General features: G+C 64.9%; 21 protein-coding genes, 1 tRNA gene and 1 pseudogene. 20 read left to right on the top strand and 3 right to left on the bottom strand.

All coding sequences use genetic code 11. The annotated features are described in order from the left end of the window. Window positions 1-54 precede the first annotated feature (54 nt). The 7 genes and pseudogenes from cysS to IB243_RS18825 all read left to right on the top strand — a co-directional run bounded on the left by cysS (window position 55) and on the right by IB243_RS18825 (window position 7,111). Window positions 55-1,437: a cysteine--tRNA ligase gene (gene cysS, locus IB243_RS18855; protein ID WP_192428704.1), complete on the top strand. Its 1,383-nt coding sequence runs from the start codon at window positions 55-57 to the stop codon at window positions 1,435-1,437. 48 nt (window positions 1,438-1,485) lie between these two features. Further along, entirely contained in the window at window positions 1,486-2,157 is a 672-nt protein-coding gene (locus IB243_RS18850) for a DNA-3-methyladenine glycosylase (protein ID WP_057223150.1), read from the top strand. Window positions 2,158-2,244: 87 nt separating this feature from the next. Continuing rightward, a complete protein-coding gene (locus IB243_RS18845; RefSeq protein WP_010460423.1) occupies window positions 2,245-3,222 on the top strand; it encodes an acetyl-CoA carboxylase carboxyltransferase subunit alpha in 978 nt (325 codons plus the stop codon). Between the two features lie 165 nt (window positions 3,223-3,387). Then, window positions 3,388-5,241: a methyl-accepting chemotaxis protein gene (locus tag IB243_RS18840; protein ID WP_192428703.1), complete on the top strand. Its 1,854-nt coding sequence runs from the start codon at window positions 3,388-3,390 to the stop codon at window positions 5,239-5,241. Window positions 5,242-5,376: 135 nt separating this feature from the next. Beyond that, window positions 5,377-6,342 carry a tRNA lysidine(34) synthetase TilS gene (tilS, locus tag IB243_RS18835; RefSeq protein WP_192428702.1) on the top strand — a complete coding sequence of 322 codons (966 nt, stop codon included), beginning with the start codon at window positions 5,377-5,379 and terminating at the stop codon, window positions 6,340-6,342. A 91-nt stretch (window positions 6,343-6,433) separates the two neighbouring features. Then, window positions 6,434-6,976, top strand: a pseudogene (locus IB243_RS18830) (ACT domain-containing protein); the annotation flags it as partial. Window positions 6,977-7,018: 42 nt separating this feature from the next. Then, window positions 7,019-7,111: transfer RNA gene (locus IB243_RS18825), tRNA-Ser, on the top strand. A 104-nt stretch (window positions 7,112-7,215) separates the two neighbouring features. Here IB243_RS18825 and IB243_RS18820 read toward each other — a convergent pair. Genes IB243_RS18820 through IB243_RS18810 form a run of 3 tightly spaced genes read right to left on the bottom strand, consistent with a single transcriptional unit; the run spans window position 7,216 to window position 9,805 of the window. Next, on the bottom strand, window positions 7,216-7,647 hold the full coding sequence (locus tag IB243_RS18820; protein WP_192428701.1) for an RNA-binding S4 domain-containing protein: 432 nt from the start codon (window positions 7,645-7,647) through the stop codon (window positions 7,216-7,218). Beyond that, window positions 7,644-9,110, bottom strand: a complete 1,467-nt coding sequence (locus tag IB243_RS18815) for a sensor histidine kinase (RefSeq protein ID WP_010460430.1) — start codon at window positions 9,108-9,110, stop codon at window positions 7,644-7,646. Before IB243_RS18815 ends, IB243_RS18820 begins: the two co-directional genes overlap by 4 nt. Then, the gene (locus IB243_RS18810; RefSeq protein WP_010460431.1) at window positions 9,107-9,805 is read right to left on the bottom strand and encodes a response regulator transcription factor; all 699 of its coding nucleotides are present in this window, start codon (window positions 9,803-9,805) and stop codon (window positions 9,107-9,109) included. The genes IB243_RS18815 and IB243_RS18810 overlap by 4 nt, the downstream gene beginning before the upstream one ends. Window positions 9,806-9,918: 113 nt before the next feature. On the opposite strand from IB243_RS18810, the gene IB243_RS18805 reads away from it, so the two are divergent. The 13 genes from IB243_RS18805 (at window position 9,919) to IB243_RS18745 (ending at window position 25,837) form a co-directional block, all read left to right on the top strand. Then, entirely contained in the window at window positions 9,919-10,878 is a 960-nt protein-coding gene (locus tag IB243_RS18805; protein ID WP_010460433.1) for a tripartite tricarboxylate transporter substrate binding protein, read from the top strand. An 83-nt stretch (window positions 10,879-10,961) separates the two neighbouring features. Continuing rightward, complete coding sequence (locus tag IB243_RS18800) at window positions 10,962-11,480, top strand: tripartite tricarboxylate transporter TctB family protein (protein WP_057225060.1); 519 nt, start codon at window positions 10,962-10,964, stop codon at window positions 11,478-11,480. 12 nt (window positions 11,481-11,492) lie between these two features. After that, the gene (locus IB243_RS18795) at window positions 11,493-12,998 is read left to right on the top strand and encodes a tripartite tricarboxylate transporter permease (RefSeq protein WP_029413600.1); all 1,506 of its coding nucleotides are present in this window, start codon (window positions 11,493-11,495) and stop codon (window positions 12,996-12,998) included. 241 nt (window positions 12,999-13,239) lie between these two features. Beyond that, entirely contained in the window at window positions 13,240-13,944 is a 705-nt protein-coding gene (locus IB243_RS18790; RefSeq protein ID WP_192428700.1) for a DUF2325 domain-containing protein, read from the top strand. 107 nt (window positions 13,945-14,051) lie between these two features. Further along, window positions 14,052-15,563: a sigma-54-dependent Fis family transcriptional regulator gene (locus tag IB243_RS18785; protein WP_010460441.1), complete on the top strand. Its 1,512-nt coding sequence runs from the start codon at window positions 14,052-14,054 to the stop codon at window positions 15,561-15,563. 152 nt (window positions 15,564-15,715) lie between these two features. Continuing rightward, complete coding sequence (locus IB243_RS18780) at window positions 15,716-16,909, top strand: substrate-binding domain-containing protein (RefSeq protein ID WP_010460443.1); 1,194 nt, start codon at window positions 15,716-15,718, stop codon at window positions 16,907-16,909. A gap of 149 nt (window positions 16,910-17,058) precedes the next feature. Next, window positions 17,059-18,531: a PHB depolymerase family esterase gene (locus tag IB243_RS18775; RefSeq protein WP_192428699.1), complete on the top strand. Its 1,473-nt coding sequence runs from the start codon at window positions 17,059-17,061 to the stop codon at window positions 18,529-18,531. Window positions 18,532-18,622: 91 nt separating this feature from the next. After that, window positions 18,623-19,405: an ABC transporter ATP-binding protein gene (locus IB243_RS18770; protein ID WP_192428698.1), complete on the top strand. Its 783-nt coding sequence runs from the start codon at window positions 18,623-18,625 to the stop codon at window positions 19,403-19,405. Continuing rightward, on the top strand, window positions 19,402-20,142 hold the full coding sequence (locus tag IB243_RS18765) for an ABC transporter ATP-binding protein (RefSeq protein ID WP_192428697.1): 741 nt from the start codon (window positions 19,402-19,404) through the stop codon (window positions 20,140-20,142). Before IB243_RS18770 ends, IB243_RS18765 begins: the two co-directional genes overlap by 4 nt. Window positions 20,143-20,257: 115 nt before the next feature. Beyond that, the gene (locus IB243_RS18760; protein ID WP_010460452.1) at window positions 20,258-21,244 is read left to right on the top strand and encodes a branched-chain amino acid ABC transporter permease; all 987 of its coding nucleotides are present in this window, start codon (window positions 20,258-20,260) and stop codon (window positions 21,242-21,244) included. 16 nt (window positions 21,245-21,260) lie between these two features. Next, complete coding sequence (locus IB243_RS18755) at window positions 21,261-22,334, top strand: branched-chain amino acid ABC transporter permease (protein ID WP_192428696.1); 1,074 nt, start codon at window positions 21,261-21,263, stop codon at window positions 22,332-22,334. A gap of 80 nt (window positions 22,335-22,414) precedes the next feature. After that, a complete protein-coding gene (locus tag IB243_RS18750) occupies window positions 22,415-24,562 on the top strand; it encodes a D-(-)-3-hydroxybutyrate oligomer hydrolase (protein WP_192428695.1) in 2,148 nt (715 codons plus the stop codon). A 105-nt stretch (window positions 24,563-24,667) separates the two neighbouring features. Then, window positions 24,668-25,837 carry an ABC transporter substrate-binding protein gene (locus tag IB243_RS18745; protein WP_192428694.1) on the top strand — a complete coding sequence of 390 codons (1,170 nt, stop codon included), beginning with the start codon at window positions 24,668-24,670 and terminating at the stop codon, window positions 25,835-25,837. Window positions 25,838-25,907 lie beyond the last annotated feature (70 nt).

Here is a 25,907-nt window from a genome sequence, read left to right as displayed (position 1 = left end):
CTGCTGCCGGGGCTCATTTCGCCCACCCCATCAAGTCTCCGTTACTGAAATCCCATGAGTTTGCGCATCTACAACACGCTGTCGCGTGCATTGGAAGACTTTTCTCCGCTCGAACCTGGCCATGTGCGCATGTATGTGTGCGGCATGACCATCTATGACCTGTGCCACATCGGGCACGCCCGCATGATGATGGCGTTCGATGTCGTGCAGCGCTGGCTGAAAAGCACTGGCTACCGCGTCACCTATGTGCGCAACATCACGGACATTGACGACAAGATCATCAAGCGCGCGCTGGAGCGGGGCATCACCATCCGTGCCCTCACCGACGAGATGATCGCCGCCATGCACCAGGACATCGGTCTGTTGGGCATCGAGCCGCCCTCGGTCGAACCCCGCGCCACCGAATACGTGCCCCAGATGCTCGCGCTCATCGGCCAACTGGAAGGCAAGGGCCTGGCCTACCGCGCCAGCAATGGCGATGTGAACTATTCCGTGCGCAAGTTCGACGGCTACGGCAAGCTTTCGGGCAAGTCGCTCGATGAACTCCGGGCGGGTGAACGCGTGGCGGTGCTCGACGGCAAGGAAGACCCGCTCGACTTCGTGCTGTGGAAGTCCTCCAAGCCCGAGGAGCCGCCCGAGGCCAAGTGGGACAGCGAATTCGGCTCCGGCCGCCCTGGCTGGCACATCGAATGCTCTGCCATGTGCGGCGCCACGCTGGGCGAGACGTTTGACATCCACGGCGGCGGGGCCGATTTGCAGTTCCCGCACCACGAAAATGAGATCGCCCAGAGCGAGGGCGCCACCGGCAAGCCGCTGGCCAAATTCTGGGTGCACAACGGCTTCGTGCGGGTCGACAACGAGAAGATGTCCAAGAGCCTGGGCAACTTCTTCACCATCCGCGACGTGCTCAAGACCTACGACGCGGAGACGGTGCGCTTTTTCATCGTGCGCGCCCACTACCGCAGTGCGCTGAACTACAGCGATGCCCATCTGGACGACGCGCGCCAGGCCTTGAAGCGCCTGTACACCGCGCTGAGCCTGGTGGCGTCCGCCGATGTGGCAAGCATTGATTGGGCCGACCCTCACGCAGCGCGCTTCAAGGCGGCAATGAACGAAGACTTTGGCACGCCCGAGGCGGTGGCCGTGCTGTTTGACCTGGCAGGTGAAGTCAACAAGACACGTTCAGCCGGGCTGGCGAGACTGCTCAAGGCGCTCGGAGGTTGCCTGGGCATCCTGCAAGGTGACCCCAAAGCCTTCCTGCAGGCGGGGGCGGGCGGGGTGGACGAGGCGGACATCCAGGCGCAGATTGCGGCCCGCGCTGCGGCCAAGGCGGCCAAGAACTTCGCGGAGGCCGACCGCATTCGCAATGCGCTGCTGGACCAGGGCATCGTGCTGAAGGACTCCGCCGCAGGCACCACCTGGGAAGCTGCGCAGTGATCTTCAAATATCTAGTGAAAAACGCCCCTGCGGCAGACAGGGTTTGCGGTGGCTGCTACTAAAAAAATAGCGCCAGATGCCCTGGTTGCAGAACCCGCGCTGGCCACGCCCGACTACTGGGCCGAGGCGTGCAAACACCTGGTGAAGAAGGACCGGGTGATGAAGCGCCTGATCCCGCAGTTTGGCGATGCCGCATTGCAGAAACGCGGCGACGCGTTCACCACGCTGGCGCGGTCGATCGTGGGCCAGCAGGTCTCGGTGAAGGCCGCCCAGACCGTGTGGGAGCGTTTTGTTGCGCTCCCCCGCAGCATGAAGCCCGCCTCCGTGCTCAAGCTGAAAATCGACGACATGCGTGCTGCCGGCCTGTCAGCCCGCAAAGTGGATTACTTGGTGGACCTCGCCATCCACTTTGAAGAAGGCAAGCTGCACGTGAAGGACTGGGCGGCGATGGACGACGAAGCCATCATTGCCGAGCTGGTCGCCATCCGCGGCATTGGCCGCTGGACGGCGGAGATGTTCCTGATCTTCTATCTGATGCGGCCCAACGTATTGCCCCTGGACGACCCAGGGTTGATCGCCGGCATCAGCCACAACTATTTCTCGGGCGACCCCGTCAGCCGCAGCGACGCCCGCGAGGTGGCCGAGGCCTGGAAGCCCTGGAGCAGTGTGGCGACTTGGTATATTTGGCGCTCGCTCGACCCATTGCCCGTTGCTAACTGACGCGCTTTAGAAAACTCGTTAACCGTCGGTTACAGTGCGTGCCATTCATGGCAGCCGCAACCGTCGCGATCCCCTAGGAGAAAAACGTTGGCGAAAAAAACCTTTCTGGATTTCGAACAGCCGATTGCTGAACTCGAATCCAAAATCGAAGAACTGCGCTACGTGCAGACCGAGAGTGCCGTCGATATCTCGGAAGAGATCGACCAGCTGAGCAAGAAGAGCCAGCAACTCACCAAAGACATCTACAGCGAACTATCGCCCTGGCAGATCACGAAGATTGCCCGCCACCCCGAGCGTCCCTACACGCTCGACTACGTGCGTGACATCTTCACCGACTTTGTCGAACTGCATGGCGACCGCCACTATTCAGACGACCTGTCCATCGTGGGTGGGTTGGCGCGTTTCAACGGCCACGCCTGCATGGTGCTGGGCCACCAGAAGGGGCGCGACACGAAGGAGCGCGCGATGCGCAACTTCGGTATGAGCAAGCCAGAGGGCTACCGCAAGGCCCTGCGCCTGATGAAGACGGCCGAGAAGTTCAAGCTGCCCGTGTTCACTTTTGTGGACACGCCCGGAGCCTATCCCGGCATTGACGCCGAAGAGCGCGGCCAGTCCGAGGCCATCGGCCGCAACATCTTCGAGATGGCGCAGCTGGAAGTGCCCATCATCACCACCATCATTGGCGAAGGCGGCTCCGGCGGCGCACTGGCCATCAGCGTGGGCGACCAGGTCGTGATGCTGCAGTACGCCATCTATTCGGTCATCAGCCCAGAAGGCTGCGCCTCCATCCTCTGGAAAACCAGCGACAAAGCCCAGGAGGCTGCCGATGCCCTGGGCATTACCGCCCACCGCCTGAAGGCCCTGGGTCTGGTGGACAAGATCGTGAGCGAGCCCGTGGGCGGTGCCCACCGCGACCACAAGCAGATGGCCGCCTTTCTGAAGCGCGCGCTGGGCGACGCGTTCCGTCAGGTGGCCGACCTCAAGACCAAAGACCTGCTGGACCGCCGCTACGAGCGCTTGCAGAGCTACGGCCGCTTCAGCGACACCAAGGCCGACAGCCGCTGACCGATTTGCAGCCTCTCGCGCATTGCGCCCACGGCCCTTCGGGGCCGTTGTTGTTTTTGCAGCCAGAACCTGGCGCCCTGCGCACTTACCCCGACTGGCGCACAGCCTGATACCGGATGTAACATGGCCCACGGCCGCCCGTGCGGTTGGATGAAGGGGTGCTCCATGTCGCTTCTGAAGACTCTCAAGGGCCAGATCCTCGCGCTGTCTGCCATGTGCATGATCGCTGCCCTGCTGGTGCTGACCCTGGTCAACTACCTTTCGGCGCGCGGGCAGGCGCAAGTGTCGCTGGCGGAGGAGGGCCTGGCCACGGCCAAAAGCCACGCCGAGACCATCGAGGAGTGGGCCCGGGCCAAGGCCGCGATCATCGCTGCGTCCGTCACCGCCTTTGAAGAGCCCGAGCCCGCCAAGCCGCTGGCCCTGCTGCGTGACGCAGGCAAGTTCAGCACGGCTTACTTTGGCTATGCCGACAAGAAGTATGTGTTTTCCGAAGCGCGCAATTTGCCCGCCGACTACGACCCCACTGCGCGGCCCTGGTACAAACAGGCGGCGCAGGCTGGCACATCGGTGGTCACGCCGCCCTACATTTCAGCGTCTGACCAGAAGCTTGTTGTGACGTTCGCCACCCCGGTCGGCGCAGGCACAGCCCTCAAGGGCGTAGCGGCGGGCGACGTCTACATGGAGTCGGTGGTGGCCAACGTAGCCTCTATCCGGCCCACGCCCCAGAGCTTCGGTTTCCTGGTGGCAGCCGATGGCAAGATCATTGCCCACCGCGATCAGGCGCTCACCCTCAAGCCCATTGCGGAGCTTTCCAAAGACCTCGCCATCGACAAACTGGTGGCAGCCGCCAAAGACAGCAGCACTCTGCTGCCAGCAGACATTGGGGGGCGCAGCCGCCTGCTGAGCGTGGTCCCCATCGCGGGCACCTCTTGGATGCTGGTGGTGGCGCTGGATGAGAGCGAGGCAATGGCTCCCATCCGCTCGATGCTGGCCACATCCCTGGTCTCCAGCGTGCTGGTTCTGGTGGTGGCCGTGGGGCTGCTCGGCGTGATCCTGACCCGGCGCCTGCGCCAGCTGACCTTGGTGCGCGACGCCATGCACGAGATCGGTGCGGGCGACGGCGACCTCTCGCGCCGCATCGACGCGCAGGGCGAGGACGAACTGGCACAAATTGCCGCCAGCTTCAACAGCTTTGCGGGCAAGCTCTCGGGGGTGCTGGCGCAGATCCGCGATGCGAGCAGCTCGGTGCGTGTGGCCGCCGAAGAGATTGCCACCGGCAACCAGGACCTGAGTGGGCGCACCGAGCTCACGGCGTCTAGCCTGCAGGAGACCTCGGCCTCCATGCAGCAACTGACTGAAACCGTGCGCCACAACGCAGACTCTGCCCGACAGGCCAACCAGCTGGTGGCCCAGGCGTCCAGCGTGGCGCAGCACGGCGGACAGGTGGTGGGCAACGTGGTGACCACCATGGAGCAGATCAACGCCGCGTCGCGCAAGATCAACGACATCATTGGCGTGATCGACGGCATTGCCTTTCAGACCAACATCCTCGCGCTGAATGCGGCGGTGGAGGCAGCACGCGCCGGCGAGCAAGGTCGTGGCTTTGCAGTGGTCGCGAGTGAAGTGCGCAGCCTGGCCGGGCGCAGTGCGGAGGCTGCCAAGGAAATCAAGCAGCTCATCAGCGCGTCGGTGGAACAGGTGGAAAACGGCTCGCGGCTGGTGCACGACGCGGGTACCACCATGAACGACATCGTGACCTCGGTGCAGCGCGTGACGGACATCATGGCCGAGATCACGGCATCCACCAACGAACAGAGCACGAGCATCAACGAGGTGGGGCAGGCGGTATCGCACCTTGACCAGATGACCCAGCAGAACGCCGCGCTGGTGGAGCAAAGCGCCGCAGCCGCGCAGAGCCTCAAGGACCAGTCGGTGCGGCTGTCGGAGGTGGTGGGCACGTTCCGTCTGTCCTCCGATGCCTCGCATGCCGCACCGCGTTTGTCTGCACCGGTTGCTTGACGGGGCAAAGAGTGTGGAATGTGAGAAGAAGGGAGGGCGCCCGCGATAATCGGCGCCCATGTACTCCCGCCCTGTCCATTGCTTTTGTGCACCTGATGCGGCACCACCGTTTCGTGGCGCAGGCCGGGTGCCGGAATGACCCAATCGTTCGATGCTGCCATGCAGGCGTTTGCGCCCGCACTGCCGCTGGCCGTGGGGCTGAGCGGCGGGGCTGATTCCACGGCTCTGCTGCTGGCCTGTGCGCGCCGTTGGCCCGGGCAAGTGCAGGCCATCCATGTGCACCACGGCCTGCAGGCGGCGGCCGATGGGTTCGAGCAACATTGCGCTGCCTTGTGCCAAGACCTTGGTGTGCCGCTGTGGGTGGAGCGGCCGGACGCCCGCCACGCCCCTGGCCAGAGCCCCGAAGATGCTGCCAGGCAGGCAAGATACAAGGCTTTTGAGGCTGTAGCGCTTGCCAGTAAAGCGCAATTAGCTATTAAATCAATAGCAATTGCACAACACGCGGACGATCAGGCCGAGACGCTGCTGCTGGCGCTGTCGCGTGGCGCGGGCGTTGCCGGGCTGGCCGCCATGCCCGCCCGCTGGGAACGCGCCGGCGTGGTGTGGCACCGCCCGTTGCTGCCGGTGGCCGCCATAGACATCCGCAGCTGGCTGCGGGCGCAGGGGCAGGGTTGGGTGGAAGACCCCACCAACACCGACCAGCGCTACACCCGCAACCGTATTCGTGCACAACTGTTGCCCGCACTGGAGGCCGCCTTTCCCGCGTTTCGCGATACGTTCGCCCGCTCGGCATCCAACGCCGCGCAGGCGGCGGAACTGCAGGGCGAACTGGCGCAGCAGGATCTGGCACAGGTCGGCGTACCGCCGCAGATCACCGCGCTGCAGGGCTTGAGCCGGACGCGCCAGGCGAATGTGCTGCGCCACTGGTTGCGCCAGTTTCACCACACCACGCCCGCGGCGGCGCAGCTGGGCGAGTTGCTGGATCAGTTGGCCGTCTGCACAACACGCGGCCACCGCATCCACATCAAGGTGGGGCGCGGATTTGTGGTACGGGCCGGGCCAAATATCGATTGGCACAGTCCCCAGGTTTTGGTCCCCTGATCGCACGAACATTGGCGGCGCGCCACAACCGTGTTTTGCCTGGCGCCGTGGCTTCGGAGGCGTCACCCCAACAATTCCAAGGGCATGGATCGTTCACGAAGAAGCCGGGTCCGGCACACTGATCACTTGTGAGGAAGACGAAAAAATGGAACAAGCCGTTGTATCCGGCATCGCTTGCAACCGCGATGAAGCCAAGATCTCCGTGCTGGGCGTGCCCGGCAAGCCCGGCATCGCCTACCTGATCCTGGGCGCCGTGGCCGAGGCCAACATCGAAGTGGACGTGATCATCCAGAACGTGGGCAAGGACGGCAAGACCGACTTCAGCTTCACGGTCCATCGCGGCGACTGTGCGCGCACGGTGGACTTGCTCAAGGAAAAAGTGGCGCCTGTACTGGGCGCGCAAGAGGTCGTTGGCGACACCAAGATCTGCAAGGTCAGCATCGTCGGCATCGGCATGCGCAGCCATGTGGGCGTGGCCAGCAAGATGTTCCGCGTACTGAGCGAAGAGGGCATCAACATCCAGATGATCTCCACCTCCGAAATCAAGACGTCGGTCGTGATCGACGAAAAGGACGTCGAACTGGCCGTGCGCAGCCTGCACAAGGCGTTCGAGCTGGACCAGGAAGTCGCCTAAACCGCCAGAAGCGCCTCAGAAATGGGGCATAATAGTGGGATTGGAAACGTGACCGAGTGGCCGAAGGTGCTCCCCTGCTAAGGGAGTATGGGGTGTAGAGCCTCATCGAGGGTTCGAATCCCTCCGTTTCCGCCAAGATAAAGCCCAAGTGATTCATTCACTTGGGCTTTTTTCTTTGAGCCATCTGTCTTTTCAGCCTGTCTTGCAGAGCCTTGCAAACTCGCAAGCCCACGCTGCGCTCATTCGTCGATGGAGGCACTCCAGCGGCTGCCCCACTCGTCCCCTTTGTTGCTCACTTTGTCGATCTCGCGCCGATCGCGTTTGGTGGGGCGGCCTTCGTGCAATGTGGCGGCGGGTTCTGGGGCCAGGCGGCGCAGTTCTGCGGCCTTCTCGCGGGCGGCGATGCTGTCGGGCGTCTCCTCATACAGCTGCTGCGCCACCGGCGCAGGCCCGCGCGCCCCGCTCAGGCGCAGGACCTGCACGGTGCGGGCCACTGGCCCTTGGCGCAGGGCCACGGTGTCGCCGCAGCGCAGATCCCGCGCGGGTTTGGCCAGCTGGCCATTGACCGTGACGCGGCCCTTGCCGATCTCTTCGGTGGCCAGACTACGGGTTTTGTAGAAGCGGGCGCACCACAGCCACTTGTCGAGCCGCATTGTCTCCAGGGTGTTCATACGGGGGATTGTGCCGCGTGGATGGAGCCGCCCATGTCAGCCGATGGCGCGGCCAGCGGCAGGCGCACCACGGCGTCCAGCCCTGCCATCCTGCTGCCCACCATGCGGTTGGTCAAAGCGATGCTGCCACCGAGGGCTTGCACGATCTCATGGCAAATGGCCAGGCCCAGGCCGCTGCCCGTGCGCACATCGCCTGCTGAAAACGGCTGGAAGAGGCGCGTCGCCAATTCATCGTCGATGCCGGGGCCGTGGTCGCTGATGGTCAGCGCCACATGGTGGCTGTCGGTGCGCAGGTCCACGGTGAGTTCGCTGCCCTGCGGGGCATGGCGCACCGCGTTGTGCAGCAGGTTGCGGCTTAGCTCACGCAGCATCCATTCATGGGATTGGACCAATGCCGGCTCGGTGTGTATGCCGAAGTCCAGGTCGCGCTGGGCGATCAAGGGCGAGATCTCCAGCGCCACGGTGCGCAGCAGTTCGTCCAGCCGCGTGGCAGGGGGAGTGCTTTGCTGGCGCAGCTGCTCTACCTTGGCCAGCGCCAGCATCTGGTTGGCCAGCTGCGTGGCGCGGTCCACCGTATCGCTGATCTCCTGCAGTGCTTGCTGGGGCTCCACATCGCCGCGCAAGGCAGACTGCACCTGGGTCTTGAGCACCGCCAGCGGCGTGCGCAGCTGGTGCGAGGCATCGCGCACGAAGCGCTTTTGGTGCCGCAGCAAGTGGCGAAGGCGTTGCATGACCTCGTTGGTGGCATCGATCAGCGGCTGCAGCTCGCGCGGGGTGGACGGGGCGGCGATGGGGCTCAGGTCGCCCTCCCTGCGCCCTTGCAACTGCAGACTCAGCTGCCGCACGGGGTGGATGGCCCGCTGCACCACCAGCACCACGGTCAACGCGATCACGGCGATCAACAGTGCCTGGCGCAGCAAGGTATTGCGCAGAATCTGCAGGGCCAGCGTTTCGCGCACTTCCAGGGTTTCGGCCACCTGAATCACGGCCATGGCGCGGCCTTCGGAACTGGCCACGGGCTGCAGCAGCACGGCCACGCGCACATCGCGGTCGCGGAAACGGTCGTCATAAAAATCCACCAGCGCAGCATAGGGTGGTCGGTCCGGGATGGTCCCCCGCCAAACAGGCAGCTCGTCAAACCCCGACACGATCTCACCGCGCAGCGTGGATACGCGGTAGAACATCTGGCTCTGGTTGTCGGCCTCGAAGGCCTCCAGCGCTGAATAGGGCACGATGGCGCGCAATTGCGCGGCGTCGTCGTAGCCCCGCACATCCAATTGTTCGCTGATGCTTTTGGCCGACGCCAGCAGGGTGCGGTCGTAGGCCGTATTGAGCGAGGCCAGGGTTTGCTGATAGAGGCTATAGGTGTTGAAACCAATGAACAGCGCCACTGGCAGCAGGATGCCTAGCAGCAGTCGACGGCGCAGCGAAGGGTGGCGGGGCGAGCCTTTTGATCCTGTCATGTGTCGGCCCGCAGCAGATAGCCCAGCCCGCGCAACGTCATCAGGGTCAGTCCGGTGCCTGCCATCTTCTTGCGCAGGCGGTACACCACGACCTCAATGGCCTCGTACTGCACATCCAGCTGGCCGGGGAACACCAGTTCGTACAGCCGTTCCTTGGTCACGGCATGGCCTGGCTGGGCGAGCAAGGCGTGCATCAGCGCCAGTTCGCGCGGTGTCAGCTCCATCACTTCGCCATTCAGGTAGAGCGCGCCGCTGTCCTTGTCGTAGCGGATGGCGCCGATCTGCACGGTGCTGGGCGCCATGGGGGTGCCGGGGGCAGGGTCGGCGCTGCGGCGCACCAGGGCGCGCAGGCGTGCTTCCAGTTCATCCAGATCAAAGGGTTTGGGCAGGTAGTCGTCCGCCCCCGCGTTCAGGCCCATCACGCGGTCGCCCACGGTGCCGCGTGCGGTGAGGATGAGCACGGGGGTGCGCAGTCCGCGTGAGCGGGCCTGCTGCAGCACCTGCAGGCCATCCAACCCTGGCAGGGTCAGGTCCAGGATCACCGCATCGGGCTGCCGGGCGGCCCATTGGCTGAGTGCTGCACGGCCGTCTCCCACGGCGGTGACTTCCATGCCACGGCGTGTCAGTGCGCGGTGCAGCGTGGCCTGCATGGTGGGGTCGTCTTCAACAAGAAGCAGTTGCATGCGCGGCACCATATCACCGTCTCATTGTGCGGGGCGCATGAGTGTTTTCCCTGAGTCCACGGACAGCCGTTTGACAGGCAGGGCGCGCATCATCGAGCGGTTCGCAAACCTTACAAGGAGACTCCATGCGTCGCGATATCTTCCTCAAATCACTGGCAGCCATGGCCGCTGCAGGCGTGCTGCCCGTTTCGGCCCAGAGCGCACCCACCCTCAAGATGATGATCCCCGCCAACCCCGGCGGTGGCTGGGATTCCACGGGCCGTGCCTTGGGCAAAGCCATGCAGGATGCAGGCGCCGCATCGTCGGTGTCCTATGACAACAAGGGTGGCGCTGCGGGTGCGATCGGCCTGGCCCAGTTCGTCAACGCCAGCAAGGGCGACCCGAACGCCATGATGGTGATGGGCGCCGTGATGCTGGGTGGCATCATCACCGGCAAGCCGCCGGTGGGCCTGGACAAGGTCACGCCACTGGCACGTTTGACCAGCGAATACAACGTGTTCGTGCTGCCCGCCAATTCGCCTTTCAAGTCCATGAAGGATGTGGTGGACCAGCTCAAGAAAGATCCTGGCAGCGTGAAGTGGGGCGGTGGTTCGCGTGGCTCCACCGAGCACATCGCAGCCGCGATGATCGCGCGCGAAGTGGGCGTGGACCCTTCCAAGATCAACTACGTGGCTTTCCGTGGGGGTGGTGAGGCCACCGCCGCCATCCTGGGTGGCAACGTCACCGTGGGCGGCAGCGGCTACAGCGAGTTTGCCGAGTACATCTCTGCGGGCAAGATGCGCGCCGTGGGCGTCACCTCGGGCTCGCGCCTGAAGGGCGTAAACGTGGCCACGCTCAAGGAGCAGGGCATCAACGTCGAAATCGGCAACTGGCGCGGTGTGTATGGCGCGCCTGGCATCACGGCCGAGCAGCGCAAGGCGCTGATCGACGCGCTGGCCAAGACCTTCAAGCACAAGGCCTGGCAAGATGCCATGGAGAAGAACGGCTGGACCCCGGCCTGGATGGCGGGTGACGAGTTTGCCAACTTCGTGGATGCCGAGTTCGCCAGCATGCGCGCCACGATGGCCAAGTCCGGAATGATCTGAAGCAAGGCGCGCCAGTCGCCTTCAACCCTGTGGGGGTGGGTGGTGGCGCTGCCGCAGCAGTGGTTGGTGCGAAGGAAAAAAACATGACACAACAACATTCGTCGCGCTCCAAGCCCTTGCAGACCCTGATAGGGGCGGGGCTGGTGGTGCTTGCGCTGTGCCTGGCTTGGGGCGCCAGCTCGGTCAGCTCTGAAGCTGGCTATGGCGGTGTAGGCCCCAATTTCTTCCCCTGGATGGTCAGCATTGCCTTGCTGATCTGCGGTGTGCTCTGCGTGGTGCATGCCCTGACCGGGGGGTTCCGTGAGCTGGAAGAAGGATCGGGCGACGAGCGCGCCCACTGGAAGGGCTTCATCTGGGTGTCGGCCGGGCTGCTGCTCAATGCCCTGCTCATCACGACGCTGGGCTTTATCCTGAGCTGCGCGCTGTGCTTTGTGCTGTCGGTGCGGGGCTTCCGGAGTTCCGAAGGCGAACTGGACCTGCGTCTGCAGGCCTGGATCAAGGATTCTTTCATCGGTGTGGCCGTGGCCGCCCCGGTGTACTGGATGTTTACGCAATTGCTGGCCATCAACCTGCCCGGCCTGACCAACACGGGGTGGCTGTAAAGCCTGCACGCTATGGAAACGTTGAATCTCTTGATGCAGGGTTTTGCGACCGCTGCGACCCCCATCAACCTGATGTGGGCCTTCGTGGGCTGCATGATCGGCACTGCGGTCGGTGTGTTGCCCGGCATCGGTCCCGCAGTGGCCGTGGCCATGCTGCTGCCCATCACCGTCAAGGTCGAGGCCACGGCCTCCATGATCTTCTTTGCCGGCATCTACTACGGAGCCATGTACGGCGGCTCCACCACCTCCATCCTGCTCAACACACCCGGTGAGGCCGGGTCCATGGTGACTGCCATGGAGGGCAACAAGATGGCCAAGAACGGCCGCGCCGGCGCAGCGCTGGCCACGGCCGCGATTGGCTCGTTCGTGGCGGGCACCATTGCCACGGTGCTGGTCACGTTCTTTGCCCCATTGGTGGCTGAATACGCCGTGCGCCTGGGCCCGCCCGAGTACTTCATGCTCATGGTGCTGGCCTTCACCACCGTGAGCGCGGTGCTGGGCAAGAGCACGCTGCGTGGCATGGTCGCCCTGTTCGTGGGGCTGGCCATGGGCCTTATCGGTATCGACCAGATCTCGGGCCAAGCGCGCTACACCGGCGGCGTGCCCGAGCTGATGGATGGCATCGAGGTGGTGTTGATCGCCGTGGGCCTGTTTGCGGTGGGTGAAGCCTTGTACAACGTGATGTACGAAGGCAAGTCCGACGAGACACAGAACCGCCTGACGAGCACACACATGACCAAGGAAGAGTGGAAGCGCTCGTGGCCGGCCTGGCTGCGTGCCACGTTCATCGGCTTTCCGTTCGGCACCATCCCTGCAGGCGGCAGCGAGATCCCCACCTTCCTGAGCTACGCGGCTGAAAAGAAGCTCAGCAAGAACAAGGAAGAGTTCGGCACCACCGGCGCCATCGAAGGCGTGGCTGGCCCAGAGGCCGCCAACAACGCGGCCATCACGGCCACGCTGATCCCGCTGCTCACGCTGGGCATCCCCACGTCGAACACCACGGCCATCCTGCTGGGCGCGTTCCAGAACTACGGCATCCAGCCCGGGCCGCAGCTGTTTGACACCAACGGTGCGCTGGTGTGGGCGCTGATCGCGTCGATGTACATCGGCAACGTGATGCTGCTCATCCTGAACCTGCCCCTGGTGGGCCTGTGGGTGAAGCTGCTGAACATTCCCAAGTCGTACCTGTACGCGGGCATTCTGGTGTTCTCCACGCTGGGCGTGTATGGCATGCGCCAGAGCGCGTTCGACCTGGTACTGCTGTATGCGATTGGCCTCTTGGGTGTGGTGATGCGCCGCTTTGACTTCCCGGCCGCACCAGTGGTGGTGGGCATGATCCTGGGCCCCTTGGCCGAGGCGCAGATGCGCAATGCCGTGTCGATTGGTGAAGGCAAGTGGACCATCTTCCTGGAACGTCCAGGCTCGCTGACACTGATCATCATCGTGCTGGCCGTGCTCATCCTGCCGCGCCTGCTGCGGCGTTGGGCGGCGCGCAAGCTGGCGTTGGCGCAGACCTGACCGGACGCGCGCAGTGCGCGTCCTTCACCCACAAAAAAACCGCGCTGCAATGGCGCGGTTTTTTGTTTTTTGGGTAGCCGTCGGGAGGGGCGATTTCTTAGAACAGGTTCTTAGCGTTTGCGCAAGCCAGACACCGGAGGCTTCATGCCTCCGGTGTCCTCCCCACCAAGGTGACTTGCGTGCTCACAAGCCGCGAATCGTACCATAAAATGCGAATAATTCTTATTTGCAAAGGTGGCGCATGCAATCACTTCCGCAGGAGTTTCTGGCGCTGTGCCGCCAATTGGGCGATGCGCAAAAGCGCTGCAGCGCCACGGTGTCTGCCCAGGCGGCGCAAATTGCGGCCCTTCAAACCCAGGTGGTGCGACTGCGTGCCGAGGTGATCGTGCGGGACACGCGCCTTGCCCTGGCGCAGGACGAACTGGCGCAGATCAAGGTGGTGCACCCCAGCCTGCCACGCCGCCGGGCGATGGCCCGCCACATCAGCGTGCTCGTCGACCGCATTGCGGGCCTGTCGCGCGAATGCCTGCGCTGGCGGCTGGCAGCCCAGGCGAAGGTGGCGCCGGCCCAGGCTGCGGAGCCCCCCCGGGGCCACCCCGCGAGGGCCGGTGGTGTTGCCAACCACCCGTCTCAGCGCTGGGCGGTGGACCGCACCGCCTCCACCGGGCTGCGGGACGGCTCGCTCGATGCCAACCTGGCCGCTGCCGATTTGGTCATCTGCCAGACCGGTTGCATCAGCCACGACGAGTACTGGCGCGTGCAAGACCACTGCCGCCGCACAGGCAAGCCCTGCATCCTGGTGGACCAACCCCTGGCCGTGCGCGAGGCCGAGGCGCTGGCCGCCATCCAGCCCATGGTGATTCTGCGCATGACGCGCGCGCAGTGTCCCGTGGGCAGTGCGCCGGTGGCCGATGGCATCATGATTTTGGATAAAAAAAGCCGCTAGCGCTTTATGGATTTGCGCTAATAGCTATAAAAATAGTAGCAATCGAGCTGCATGTTGTCTGCGGTGTGACTGCACTTGGCCAGACCCCGCCGCGCTACCATCCGCAGATGCCCTTGCTCACCGATGACGCCCCCGCACTGCCGCTGGATGCCCAGGGCATTCTTGAACTGGCGGCGCGCTCCATGTTCCAGCTGTTCTCCAGCGTCAGCCAGGGCATGTTCCTGGTGGACCGCAGCGGCCGCATCGTGTGGGTGAACGAGGGCTATCAGCGCTTTCTGCCCGACCTGGGTTTCTCGTCGGTCGATCAGTTTGTCGGGCGCACGGTGGAGGAGGTCATCCCCAACACCCAGATGCGCCGTGTGCTGGAGACCGGCCAGCCCGTGCTGATCGACCTGCTCACCAACAAGGCCGGCACCTTTGTGGTCAGCCGCATCCCGCTGCGCGACGATGCCGACCGCGTGATCGGCGCCATTGGCATCGTGCTGTTTGACCACCCCGAGACCACACTGCAGCCGCTGATCAGCAAGTTCGCGTTGCTGCAGCGCGACCTGGACGACGCGCGGCGCGAGCTGGCCAGCCAGCGCAGCCGCTCGCTGGCCGTGGCGGGCGACGGCGAGCGGCGCGCCAAATACACCTTTGCCAGCTTTATCGGCTCCAGCCCCGCAGCGGCCGAGGTCAAGCGCCAGGCGCGGCGCGCGGCGCAGTCCAGCAGCCCAGTACTGTTGCTGGGCGAGACCGGCACAGGCAAGGAGCTGCTGGCCCATGCCATCCACGCTGCATCCAGCCGCGCGAGCGGCCCGTTTGTGAGTGTCAACATTGCCGCCGTGCCCGACACGCTGCTCGAAGCCGAGTTCTTCGGCGTAGCCCCAGGCGCCTACACCGGCGCCGACCGCAAGGGCCGCGACGGCAAGTTCAAGCTGGCCGACGGTGGCACGCTCTTCCTCGACGAAATCGGCGACATGCCGCAAAGCTTGCAAGCCAAGCTATTGCGGGCCTTGCAGGAGGGCGAGATCGAGCCGCTGGGCTCCAACAAGCTGGTGCCCTTCAACGTGCGCATCCTGGCGGCCACCTCGCGCGACTTGGCGACGCTGGTGCGCGAAGGCAAGTTCCGCGAGGATTTGTTCTACCGCCTGCACGTGCTGCCTGTGCGTGTGCCACCGCTGCGGGCGCGCCGCACCGACATCCCGGCGCTGGTCGAGGCGCTGGGTGAAGACCTGGCCCTGCGCAACGGCACGGCCCCACCCGAGCTGCTGCCCGACGCCATGGCGTTGCTGGCGGGCCAGCCCTGGCGCGGCAATATCCGCGAGCTGCGCAATGTGCTGGAGCAGGCCGTGATGCGCAGCGACTCCCCGTCCATCGACGCGGCGCAGCTGGAGCGCGTGCTGCGTGAAGCCGGCGTGGAACCCGCCGCACCTGCCCCTGTGCAGGACGCCGCCCCGATGGGCGATGCCGAGGATGAAAGCCGCTACCTGCGGCCGCTGTCCGAACAGGTGGCCGAGCTGGAGCGGCGTGCCATCGCCGCGACCCTCAAAGCCCATGGTGGCAACAAGCTCGCCACGGCACGTCAGCTGGGCATCTCGCGGGCCACGCTCTATGGACGTCTGGAAAACCCTGAATAAATATTGGGCATATGTCTGATTTACAGACAATTTATTTGTCCATAAATCAGACTGTGTCGCACAGGTGTCAGCAGAAGTTTCATAAAAATCAACAGCTTGCGTGTTGGCATGAACTGTGCAATGTTCAGGCATCACAACAAGGAGACATCGCCATGCACCGTCGCACCCTGGTCGCCCTCGCCACTGCAGCCGTTACCGCCGCCACGCTTTCCGCCCCCGCATTCGCCCAGACCGGCGAGATCCGCATCGCCCACGTCTACAGCAAGACCGGCCCGCTGGAGGCCTACGGCAAGCAGACCCAGACCGGCCTGCTGATGGGCCTGAACTACGCCACCGGCGGCAGCATGACCGTCAATGGCAAGAAGCTCGTGGTGATCGAGAAGGACGACCAGGGCAAGCCCGACCTGGGCAAGAGCCTGCTGGCATCGGCCTACTCCGATGACAAGGCCGACATCGCCGTAGGCCCCACGTCGTCGGGCGTGGCTCTGGCGCTGCTGCCCGTGGCCGAGGAATACAAGAAGATCCTGCTGGTGGAGCCCGCCGTGGCCGATGCCATCACCGGCGACAAGTGGAACAAGTACATCTTCCGCACCGGCCGCAACAGCAGCCAGGACGCCATCTCCAACGCCGTGGCCATCGACAAGGCCGGCGTCACGGTGGCCACGCTGGCGCAGGACTACGCCTTTGGCCGCGACGGCGTGAAGGCCTTCAAGGACGCACTCAAGAACGCCAAGCTCGCCCACGAGGAGTACCTGCCCACCACCACCACCGACTTCACCGCCGGTGCGCAGCGCCTGATCGACAAGCTCAAGGACGTGCCCGGCCGCAAGGTCATCTTCATCATCTGGGCAGGCGCGGGCAACCCCTTCAAGATCGCCGACATGGATCTGAAGCGCTACAACATCGAGATCGCCACCGGTGGCAACATCCTGCCCGCCATGGCTGCGTACAAGAACTTCCCGGGCATGGAAGGCGCCACGTACTACTACTTCGGCATCCCCAAGAACCCCGTGAACGAAGCCCTGGTGGCCGCGCACTACAAGGAGTTCAAGACCCCGCCGGACTTCTTCACCGCCGGTGGTTTCAGCTCCGCCATGGCGCTGGTCACTGCCCTCAAGGCCACCGGTGGCGACACCAATACCAACAAGCTCATCAAGACCATGGAAGGCATGAGTTTTGATACCCCCAAGGGCAAGATGACCTTCCGCAAGGAAGACCACCAGGCCATGCAGAGCATGTACCACTTCAAGATCAAGGTGGACCCGGCCTTCGCCTGGGGCGTGCCCGAGCTGGTGCGCGAGATCAAGCCTGAAGAGATGCAAGTGCCGATTCGCAACAAGCGATAAGCGGATTTGCGTGGCCCCGGGGCGCTGCCCCTGGGGGCTCATCCCGCGGGGGCGGCCGCCCCTTTTTTTCCAGTGAATTGATGCATGAACTCCCGGATTACACGGGGGCTGGGTCGGTTTTTCTCAAAATTATTTGGAGACAAGACAACATGGCTTTCAATTTCATCCGGGCGGCCGCAGCAGGAGCTGCCATCACGCTGTGCGCTACGGGCGGTGCATATGCCGCCGTCAACCTTCCCGCGCTCAAGATCGACAAGACCCAGACCACCGTGTCGGGCCTGTCCGCAGGCGGCTTCATGGCCGTGCAGCTGCACGTGGCGTATTCGGCCACGTTTGCCAAAGGGGTGGGCGTGGTTGCGGGCGGGCCGTTCTATTGCGCCGAGGGCTCGGTCGTCAATGCCACGGGGCGCTGCATGGCCAGCCCGGCGGGCATTCCCACCAGCACGCTGGTCAGCACCACCAACACCTGGGCCAGCCAGGGCGCCATCGACCCCGTGGCCAACCTCCAGAACTCGAAGGTCTACCTGTTCTCGGGCACGCTCGACAGTGCGGTCAAGACCGGCGTGATGGATGCCCTGCGCACCTACTACAACAGCTTTGTGCCGGCCGCCAACGTGGTCTACAAGAAGGACATCGCTGCCGAGCACGCCATGGTCACCGACGACTACGGCAACGGTTGCACCACCAAGGCAGCGCCCTACATCAGCAACTGCAACTTCGACCTGGCGGGGGCCATGCTGCAGCACCTGTACGGCCCGCTCAATGCACGCAACAACGCGGCGCTGCCCACCGGCAACTTCATCGAGTTCAACCAGAGCGAATTCATCTCCAACCACGGCATGGCCACCACGGGCTGGGCCTATGTGCCGCAGGCCTGCCAGGCGGGCGGCAGTGCCACCTGCAAGCTGCACGTGGTGCTGCATGGCTGCAAGCAGAACATCAGCGATGTGCAGCAGCAGTACGTGCGCAACACCGGCTACAACCGCTGGGCCGACACCAACAGCATCGTGATGCTGTACCCGCAGACCAGCACCGCGGCCACCAACAGCTGCTTTGACTGGTGGGGCTACGACAACGCCAACTACGCCAAGAAGTCCGGTCCGCAGATGGTCGCCATCAAGGCCATGGTGGACCGCGTTTCCAGCGGCGGCACCACCAACCCGCCGGTGGACCTGCCTGCCCCCACGGGCGTGAGCACCTCGGGCGCCACGGCCAGCAGCATGGCGATTGCCTGGAATGCCGTCTCGGGCGCTGCCAGCTACAACGTGTACCGCAATGCCAACAAGGTCAACGCGCTGCCCGTGACCGCAACGAACTACAGCGACACCGGCCTGGCCGCTTCCACCACCTACAGCTGGACCGTGCGTGCCGCCGATGCCAGCGGAGCAGAGGGCGCTGCATCCGCCGCCGCATCGGGCACCACGTTGGCAGCCCAGGGCGGCGGAGGCACCTGCACCACCGCCAGCAACTACGCCCACACCATGGCCGGCCGTGCCTATGTGTATGGCGGCTACACCTTTGCGCTGGGCTCCAACCAGAGCATGGGGCTGTGGAACATCTTCGTGAACAACACGCTGAAACAGACGAGCCCGAACTACTACGTCATCGGCACGTGCCCTTGACAATGCGCTGAACGCCGCGCGCTCTGTTCATGTCAGGACAGGGCGCCCGACACCAACGAATGAAGAAGACCGTGAAAGTGAAACACCACCCATGAGCACCTTGTCTACCAAGGACTTGACCATCCGCTTCGGCGGCCACGTGGCGGTCAACGCCGTGACCTGCTCCTTCGAGCCCGGCACGCTGACCGCCATCGTGGGCCCCAATGGCGCGGGCAAGACCACGTACTTCAACCTCATCTCCGGGCAGCTGCGCGCCAGCGCGGGCAGTGTCACCCTGGGCGGGCAGGACCTCACGGGCCAGTCGGTCTCGGCGCGCACGCATGCGGGCCTGGGCCGTGCCTTCCAGCTCACCAACCTGTTTCCCAACCTCAGCGTGCTGGAGAACGTGCGCCTGGCCGTGCAGGCCACGCAAGAGGGCAAGCACCGCCGGGGCCTGAACCTTTGGAGCATCTGGAGCGACCACCGCGACCTGACCGACCGCGCCCGCGCCATCCTGCAGGCCGTGGCCATGCTCGACCGCCAGGACACGCCCGTGGCCAGCCTGCCGCACGGCGACCAGCGCAAGCTCGAAGTGGCACTGCTGATGGCGCTGGAGCCGCAGGTCTACATGTTCGACGAGCCCACGGCCGGCATGAGCCACGACGAGGCCCCCGTGATCCTGAACCTGATCCGCGAACTCAAGAAGGACAAGACCAAGATCATCCTGCTGGTGGAGCACAAGATGGACGTGGTGCGCGAACTGGCCGACCGCATCATCGTGCTGACCAACGGCACGCTGGTGGCCGACGGCCCGCCGGCCGAGGTGATCGCATCGCCCGTGGTGCAGGAAGCCTACCTGGGCGTCACCAAGGACGCAGACAAGGAGGCCGCATGAGCTCCACGACAAACTCCGCGAACCTGCTCGAACTTAAGGGCGTGCACACCCACATCGGCGCGTACCACATCCTGCACGGTGTGGATTTGGCGGTGCCCAAGGGCCAGCTCACCATGCTGCTGGGCCGCAACGGCGCGGGCAAGACCACCACGCTGCGCACCATCATGGGCCTGTGGCATGCGTCGCAGGGCTCGGTCCACTTTGCGGGCAAGGACATCACGGCGCTGAACACACCGCAGATCGCGGGCATGAACATCGCCTACGTGCCCGAGAACATGGGCATCTTCGCGGACCTGACCGTGAAGGAAAACATGCTGCTGGCCGCGCGCGGCGCCAAGAACGCCGCGCAGATGGACTCGGCCCGGCTCGAATGGATCTTCAAGCTCTTCCCGGCCGTGGAGAAATTCTGGAACCACCCGGCCGGCAAGCTCAGCGGCGGTCAAAAGCAGATGGTGGCCGTGAGCCGCGCCATCGTCGAGCCGCGCGACCTGCTCATCGTGGACGAGCCCAGCAAGGGCCTGGCCCCCGCCATCATCAACAACATGATCGATGCGTTCGACCAGCTCAAGAAGAGCGGCGTGACCATCCTGCTCGTCGAGCAGAACATCAATTTCGCCAAGCGGCTCGGCGACACCGTGGCCGTGATGGACAACGGCAAGGTGGTGCATGCGGGCAGCATGGCCGCGCTGGCGCAAGACGAGGCACTGCAGCGGTCGCTGCTGGGGTTGGCACTATGAATTTCACACCAGATTTCAAGCTTTTTTGGCCACTGGCGCATGATGGTAAAGCGCTGATAGCTATTAAAAATATAGCATTTGCGCGCACGCTGCTTGCCGCGCAAGGAGACCGGGCATGAGCATCACCCGCGACTTCGACTGGAAGCCCCTGGCCCTGGTGCCAGCGCTCGCGCTGCTGGTGCTGCCCTTCATCGGCTCGCCCAGCACCTGGCTCACGCTCACGGTGGCGGGGCTGGCCATGGGCATGATCATCTTCATCATCGCCTCGGGCCTCACGCTGGTGTTCGGCTTGATGGACGTGCTCAACTTTGGCCACGGCGTGTTCATCGCGCTCGGCGCCTTTGTGGCCACCAGCGTGCTGGGCACCATGGGCGACTGGACGGGCTCCGACCAGCTGTGGCGCAACCTGGTGGCAGTGCTGCCGGCCATGCTGGTGGCCATGGCCGTCGCAGGGGCGGTGGGCCTGGCGTTCGAGCGCTTCATCGTGCGGCCCGTGTACGGCCAGCACTTGAAGCAGATCCTCATCACCATGGGCGGCATGATCATCGGCGAAGAGCTGATCAAGGTCATCTGGGGCCCCGCGCAGATCCCGTTGCCGCTGCCCGAAGGCATGCGAGGCTCGCTGCTCGTGGGCGACGCCGCCATCGAGAAGTACCGCCTCGTCGCCGTGGCCGTGGGCCTGCTGGTGTTCGCCGTGCTGGCCTGGACGCTGTCGCGCACCAAGGTCGGCCTGCTGATCCGAGCCGGCGTGCAAGACCGCGAAATGGTCGAGTCCCTGGGTTACCGCATCCGCCGCCTGTTCATCGGCGTGTTCGTCGTGGGCTCGGCCCTGGCGGGTCTGGGCGGGGTGATGTGGGGCCTGTACCAGCAGAACGTGATCCCGCAGATGGGCGCGCAGGTCAACGTGCTGATCTTCATCGTGATCATCATCGGCGGCCTCGGGTCCACGGGCGGCGCCCTCATCGGCGCGCTGCTGGTGGGGCTGATGGCCAACTACACCGGCTTTCTGGTGCCCAAGGTGGCGCTGTTTTCCAACATCGCGCTGATGGTGGCCATCCTGCTGTGGCGCCCGCAGGGTGTCTATCCCGTGGCCAACCGCTGAAGAGGAGCCGACTGATATGCTGAACCGACTTCTCTCCGGCGACTACCCGCGCAGCAAGGTACTGGCGGTGATCCTCGTGGCCATCCTCATCGGGCTGGCGTTTGCACCCTTCCTGTTCCCGGGCGTCAAGGCGCTGTCCGTGGCCGCCAAGGTGCTGATCTTCGTGGTGCTGGTGGCCAGCTTCGATCTGCTGCTGGGCTACACCGGCATCGTGAGCTTTGCGCACACCATGTTCTTTGGCATCGGGGCCTATGGCATCGCGGTGGCCACCACGCGCATGGGGCCCACCTGGACGGCGCTGGGCGTGGGCATTGGCGGCGCGCTGCTGCTGTCGCTGCTGCTGTCGCTGGCGGTGGGCTTGTTCTCACTGCGCGTGCGCGCCATCTTCTTTGCCATGATCACGCTGGCGGTGGCCGCCGCGTTCCAGACGCTGGCCTCGCAGCTGTCGGACATCACCGGCGGCGAAGACGGCCTGACCTTCAAGGTGCCCGAGATCCTGTCGCCCAGTTTCGAGCCCTTCGATGATCCTTTCCTGGGCGTCGCTATCGATGGCCGCCTGATCTGCTACTACCTGCTGTTCGTCACTGCCGTGGCGCTGGTGCTGGCGCTGCTGCGCATCGTCAATTCACCGTTCGGCCGCGTGTTGCAGGCCATCCGCGAGAACGAGTTCCGCGCCGAGGCCATTGGCTACCGCGTGGTGGTGTACCGCACCACCTCCAGCGTGTTGTCGGCGCTGTTTGCCACCATGGCAGGCGCGATGCTCGCGCTCTGGCTGCGCTACAACGGGCCCGACACCTCGCTCAGCTTCGAAATCATGATGGACTGCCTGCTGATCGTGGTGATCGGCGGCATGGGCACCATCTATGGCTCGGCCATCGGGGCCGTGCTCTTCCTGGTGGCGCAGAGCTATCTGCAAGATCTGCTGCGCCTGGGCCACGAGGCCACATCGGGGCTGCCCTGGGTGTCTGCCTTGCTTTCGCCCGACCGCTGGCTGCTGTGGCTGGGCGTGCTGTTTGTCCTGTCGGTCTATTACTTCCCCACCGGTGTGGTGGGGCGCCTGCGCGCGGCAGCTGCGCGCAAGGCGGCGTGAGGAAGCCAACGCCGCCTGGGCGGTCGTTGGTGGGATGGAGCTGTGCGAAAAGCAAACAAGAAATACCAGGAGACAAGCACATGAAGATGAGCATGATGAAGGCGCGGGTGCGTCCGTTCGTTCCCGCTGCCGTGGCCGCCGCCGTTTTGGTCGCCTGTGGGGGCAGCAGCGACGGCGACAGCGCCGCGCTCAACACCAAACCCGCCTACCTGGGCACGGTCAGCGAGGCCACCTACGACGGCAGCACCAATGACCTGCTCACCGCGGGCCTGGGCGCCACGGGCCTGGCCGCTGCAGTGCCGCCCGCCTCTGCCGACCCACTCAAGCCCACCGCCGCCGAGCTGCGCCGCCTGGCCATCCACACCAACTACCGGGCCATGCTCGACATGACGGCCGCGGGCGGATATGGCCTGCTGTACGGCCCCAATGTGGATGCGCAAGGCAAGGCCACGGCGGGCGAGGGCAAGGTGGCCGGCACGGAATACATCGCGTTTGCCGACGACGGCACGGGCCGCAAGAACGTTACGCTCATGGTGCAGGTGCCCACCAGCTTCAACCCGGCCAAGCCCTGCATGATCACGGCCACGACCTCGGGTTCGCGCGGGGTGTACGGCGGTATCTCCACGGGCGAGTGGGGCCTCAAGCGGGGCTGCGCCGTGGCTTACTCGGACAAGGGCACCAGCGGCGCGCCCCACGATCTGCAAAACGACACCGTGCCACTCATCGACGGCACCCGCGCCACGGCCGCTGCTGCGGGCAAGAGTGCGGCGTTCAACGCAGGCCTCACGTCCACGGAACTGGCGGCCTTCAACACCGCCACGCCCAACCGCTTTGCCTTCAAGCACGCCCACTCGGGCCAGAACTCCGAGAAGGACTGGGGCACCACCACGCTGCAGGCCGTGGAGTTCGGCTACTACGTGCTCAATCAGCGCTACGGCAACACCAACGCAGCGGGCCAGCGCCTGAAGACACTCACGCCCGGTAACACCATCGTCATTGCGTCCAGCATCTCGAACGGCGGGGGCGCCGCCATTGCTGCCGCAGAGCAGGACACGCAGGGCCTGATCAGCGGCGTGGCCGTGTCCGAGCCCGCGCTGGAACTGCCCGCCAACCCCGGCGTCACCGTGCGCCGTGGCAGCACCGAGGTGGCCGTCACGGGCAAGACGCTGGTGGACTTCACCACCTACGCCAACCTGTACCAGGCCTGTGCGTCGCTGGCGCCGTCAGTCAGCACCAGTCCCTTTGCCGCAGCGTTTGCGGCAGGGTTTGCCAGCGCCGCGCTGCCCATCGCCCCCAACCGCTGCGTGGCGCTCAAGACGGCGGGGCTGCTCTCGGCATCCACCACCGCAGCGCAGGCCGAAGAGGCGCTGCAAAAGCTGCGCGCCTATGGCTGGGAGCCCGAGTCGAACGACCTGCATGCCTCGCTGGCGGCATTCGAAGTGGCCCCGGCCGTGGCGGTGACTTTTGCCAACAGCCTGTCGCGCAGCAGCGTGAAGGACCACCTGTGCGGCTTCAGCTATGCGGCCACGGCGACCACAGGCGCGGTGGCGCCCCTGGCGGCTGCAGCGTTGCCGGGCATGTTTGCCACCGGCAACGGTGTGCCGCCTTCCGGTGGCATCAACCTCGTGAACAACCTGGGCAAGCTGGGCCCGGCGCGTGACTTCCTGTCGTTCTCGGACACGGGCGTGGCCGACTGGAATACGGCGGGCGCGCTGTGCCTGCGCAACCTGGTGACCGGCACCGATGCGGCCGCCAAGAAGCTGCAGGCCGGCGTGGACGAAACGCGCCGCAACGGCAACCTGCGGGGCAAGCCCACTGTCATCGTGCACGGCCGTGCCGATGCGCTGCTGCCCGTGAGCCACACTTCGCGCCCCTATGCCGCGCTGAACAGGAAGGTCGAGGGGGCTGCCAGCAGGCTCAGCTATGTGGAAGTGGCCAACGCCCAGCACTTTGACGGTTTCATCGGTCTGCCCACCGTGCTGCCGGGCTACGACACGCGGTATGTGCCGCTGCACGTGTACCTGAACCATGCGCTGGATGCCGTGTACGAGCACCTGGCCAACGGCAAGGCCCTGCCCGCCAGCCAGGTGGTGCGCACCGTGCCCCGTGGCGGCACGCCCGGCAGTGCGCCAGCCATCACTGCGGCCAACGTGCCGCCGCTGGCCACCGTGCCTGCCGCGGCCAATGCGATTGCCATCACGGCGGGCGCCATCTCCATCCCCGACTGACGCAGGCCGCAGGGCTGCAAGAGTAGGGATCACGCCCGTGCTGCGCGCCCGTTGCAAGCGCGCGCGGCGCCGGGGCCGTGCGTTTCTGACACCAAGGATGGACGTATGAATGCTGTGATGAAGACCTGGGCTCGCCGTATGGCGGCGGCGCTGGCAGTGCCCGTTGGGCTGTTGCTGGCGCTCGGGGCCAGTGGCGGTGCGCCGGCACGCGCGGCAGAGATTGTGGTCGGGCAAGTGGCCCCGCTATCGGGTGTGCTGGCCAGCACCGGCGCGCAGATGGTGCTGGGCGGCAAGATCTACTTCGACTGGGTCAACGCCCAGGGCGGCGTGCACGGCGCCTCCATCCGCCAGGCGGTGGTGGACGACGCCTACAAGGTGGCCGACACCGTGAAGCTGACCCGTGAAATGCTGGCCAAACCCGAGGTGGTGGCGCTGTATGGCTTTGCGGGCACGGCCAACATCACCCAGCTGCTGGCCGACGGCGTGCTGGAGCAGGGCGGCGCCGCGCTGGTGGCGCCCTACACCGGGGGCGAATCGCTGCGCAACCCGTTCAACCCCTGGATCTTTCATGTGCGCGCAGGTTATGTGGACGAAACCGAGCACATGGTGCAGCAGCTCACCACCCTGGGCATGAACCGCGTGGCCGTGATGTACCAGGACGACGGGTTTGGCAAGGCGGGCCTGGCGGGGGTGGAGGCAGCGCTGGCCAAGCGCAATCTCAAGCTGGTGGTGGCTGCGGGGTATGAGCGCAACACCGACAAGGTGGACGATGCCGTCAAGGCCATCAAGGCGGCCGACGTGCACGCCGTCATCATGATCGCCGTGAACAAGCCCGCCGCCGCGTTCATCCAGCGCTACCGCGAGCAGGGTGGTGGCGCGCAGCTCTACAACATCTCGGTGGTGGACCCGACCGAGCTGGTCAAGCTCGCGGGCCTCAAGAATGCACACGGCCTCGGTATCAGCCAGGTGGTGCCTTACCCCTACCGCCCACAGCTGCCGGTGGTGCGTGAATACCAGTCGCTGCTCAAGAAGTACGCCCCCGAGGCCGAGGTCAACTACACCAGCTTCGAGCAGTTTCTGGGTGCCAAGGTGCTGGTCGAGGCCCTGCGCCGTGCCGGGCCCTTGCCCACGCGCACCAAGATCGTCAAGGCGCTGGAGTCAATGCAAAGCTATGACCTGGGTGGCATCACGCTCGGCTATTCGCCCACCAATCGCATCGGCTCACGCTACGTTGAAGTGACGGTCATCGGCAGCAACGGCCGCCTCATGAAATGAATGCTTCGCTCCCAGTCCGCAGGTTGTTTGATCAGCAACTGGCATCCCTCTACTGACTCACAAGGTTGTC

This window comes from Acidovorax sp. ACV01, assembly GCF_014851495.1.
Classification (GTDB): Bacteria; Pseudomonadota; Gammaproteobacteria; order Burkholderiales; family Burkholderiaceae_C; genus Acidovorax; species Acidovorax radicis.
The sequence above is the reverse complement of the archived record's forward strand: the minus strand, read 5'-3'. Positions and strand labels throughout refer to the sequence as shown.

Excerpts from the sequence above, each read along its gene's own strand:
- IB243_RS18840 (WP_192428703.1), top strand. The coding sequence starts at position 3,388 with ATGTCGCTTCTGAAGACTCTCAAGGGCCAGATCCTCGCGCTGTCTGCC.
- IB243_RS18750 (WP_192428695.1), top strand. The coding sequence starts at position 22,415 with ATGAAGATGAGCATGATGAAGGCGCGGGTGCGTCCGTTCGTTCCCGCT.
- IB243_RS18760 (WP_010460452.1), top strand. The coding sequence starts at position 20,258 with ATGAGCATCACCCGCGACTTCGACTGGAAGCCCCTGGCCCTGGTGCCA.
- IB243_RS18800 (WP_057225060.1), top strand. The coding sequence starts at position 10,962 with ATGACACAACAACATTCGTCGCGCTCCAAGCCCTTGCAGACCCTGATA.
- IB243_RS18745 (WP_192428694.1), top strand. The coding sequence starts at position 24,668 with ATGAATGCTGTGATGAAGACCTGGGCTCGCCGTATGGCGGCGGCGCTG.
- cysS (WP_192428704.1), top strand. The coding sequence starts at position 55 with ATGAGTTTGCGCATCTACAACACGCTGTCGCGTGCATTGGAAGACTTT.
- IB243_RS18805 (WP_010460433.1), top strand. The coding sequence starts at position 9,919 with ATGCGTCGCGATATCTTCCTCAAATCACTGGCAGCCATGGCCGCTGCA.
- IB243_RS18820 (WP_192428701.1), bottom strand. The coding sequence starts at position 7,647 with ATGAACACCCTGGAGACAATGCGGCTCGACAAGTGGCTGTGGTGCGCC.
- IB243_RS18775 (WP_192428699.1), top strand. The coding sequence starts at position 17,059 with ATGGCTTTCAATTTCATCCGGGCGGCCGCAGCAGGAGCTGCCATCACG.
- IB243_RS18770 (WP_192428698.1), top strand. The coding sequence starts at position 18,623 with ATGAGCACCTTGTCTACCAAGGACTTGACCATCCGCTTCGGCGGCCAC.
- IB243_RS18790 (WP_192428700.1), top strand. The coding sequence starts at position 13,240 with ATGCAATCACTTCCGCAGGAGTTTCTGGCGCTGTGCCGCCAATTGGGC.
- IB243_RS18765 (WP_192428697.1), top strand. The coding sequence starts at position 19,402 with ATGAGCTCCACGACAAACTCCGCGAACCTGCTCGAACTTAAGGGCGTG.
- IB243_RS18780 (WP_010460443.1), top strand. The coding sequence starts at position 15,716 with ATGCACCGTCGCACCCTGGTCGCCCTCGCCACTGCAGCCGTTACCGCC.
- IB243_RS18755 (WP_192428696.1), top strand. The coding sequence starts at position 21,261 with ATGCTGAACCGACTTCTCTCCGGCGACTACCCGCGCAGCAAGGTACTG.
- IB243_RS18785 (WP_010460441.1), top strand. The coding sequence starts at position 14,052 with ATGCCCTTGCTCACCGATGACGCCCCCGCACTGCCGCTGGATGCCCAG.
- tilS (WP_192428702.1), top strand. The coding sequence starts at position 5,377 with ATGACCCAATCGTTCGATGCTGCCATGCAGGCGTTTGCGCCCGCACTG.
- IB243_RS18795 (WP_029413600.1), top strand. The coding sequence starts at position 11,493 with ATGGAAACGTTGAATCTCTTGATGCAGGGTTTTGCGACCGCTGCGACC.
- IB243_RS18810 (WP_010460431.1), bottom strand. The coding sequence starts at position 9,805 with ATGGTGCCGCGCATGCAACTGCTTCTTGTTGAAGACGACCCCACCATG.
- IB243_RS18815 (WP_010460430.1), bottom strand. The coding sequence starts at position 9,110 with ATGACAGGATCAAAAGGCTCGCCCCGCCACCCTTCGCTGCGCCGTCGA.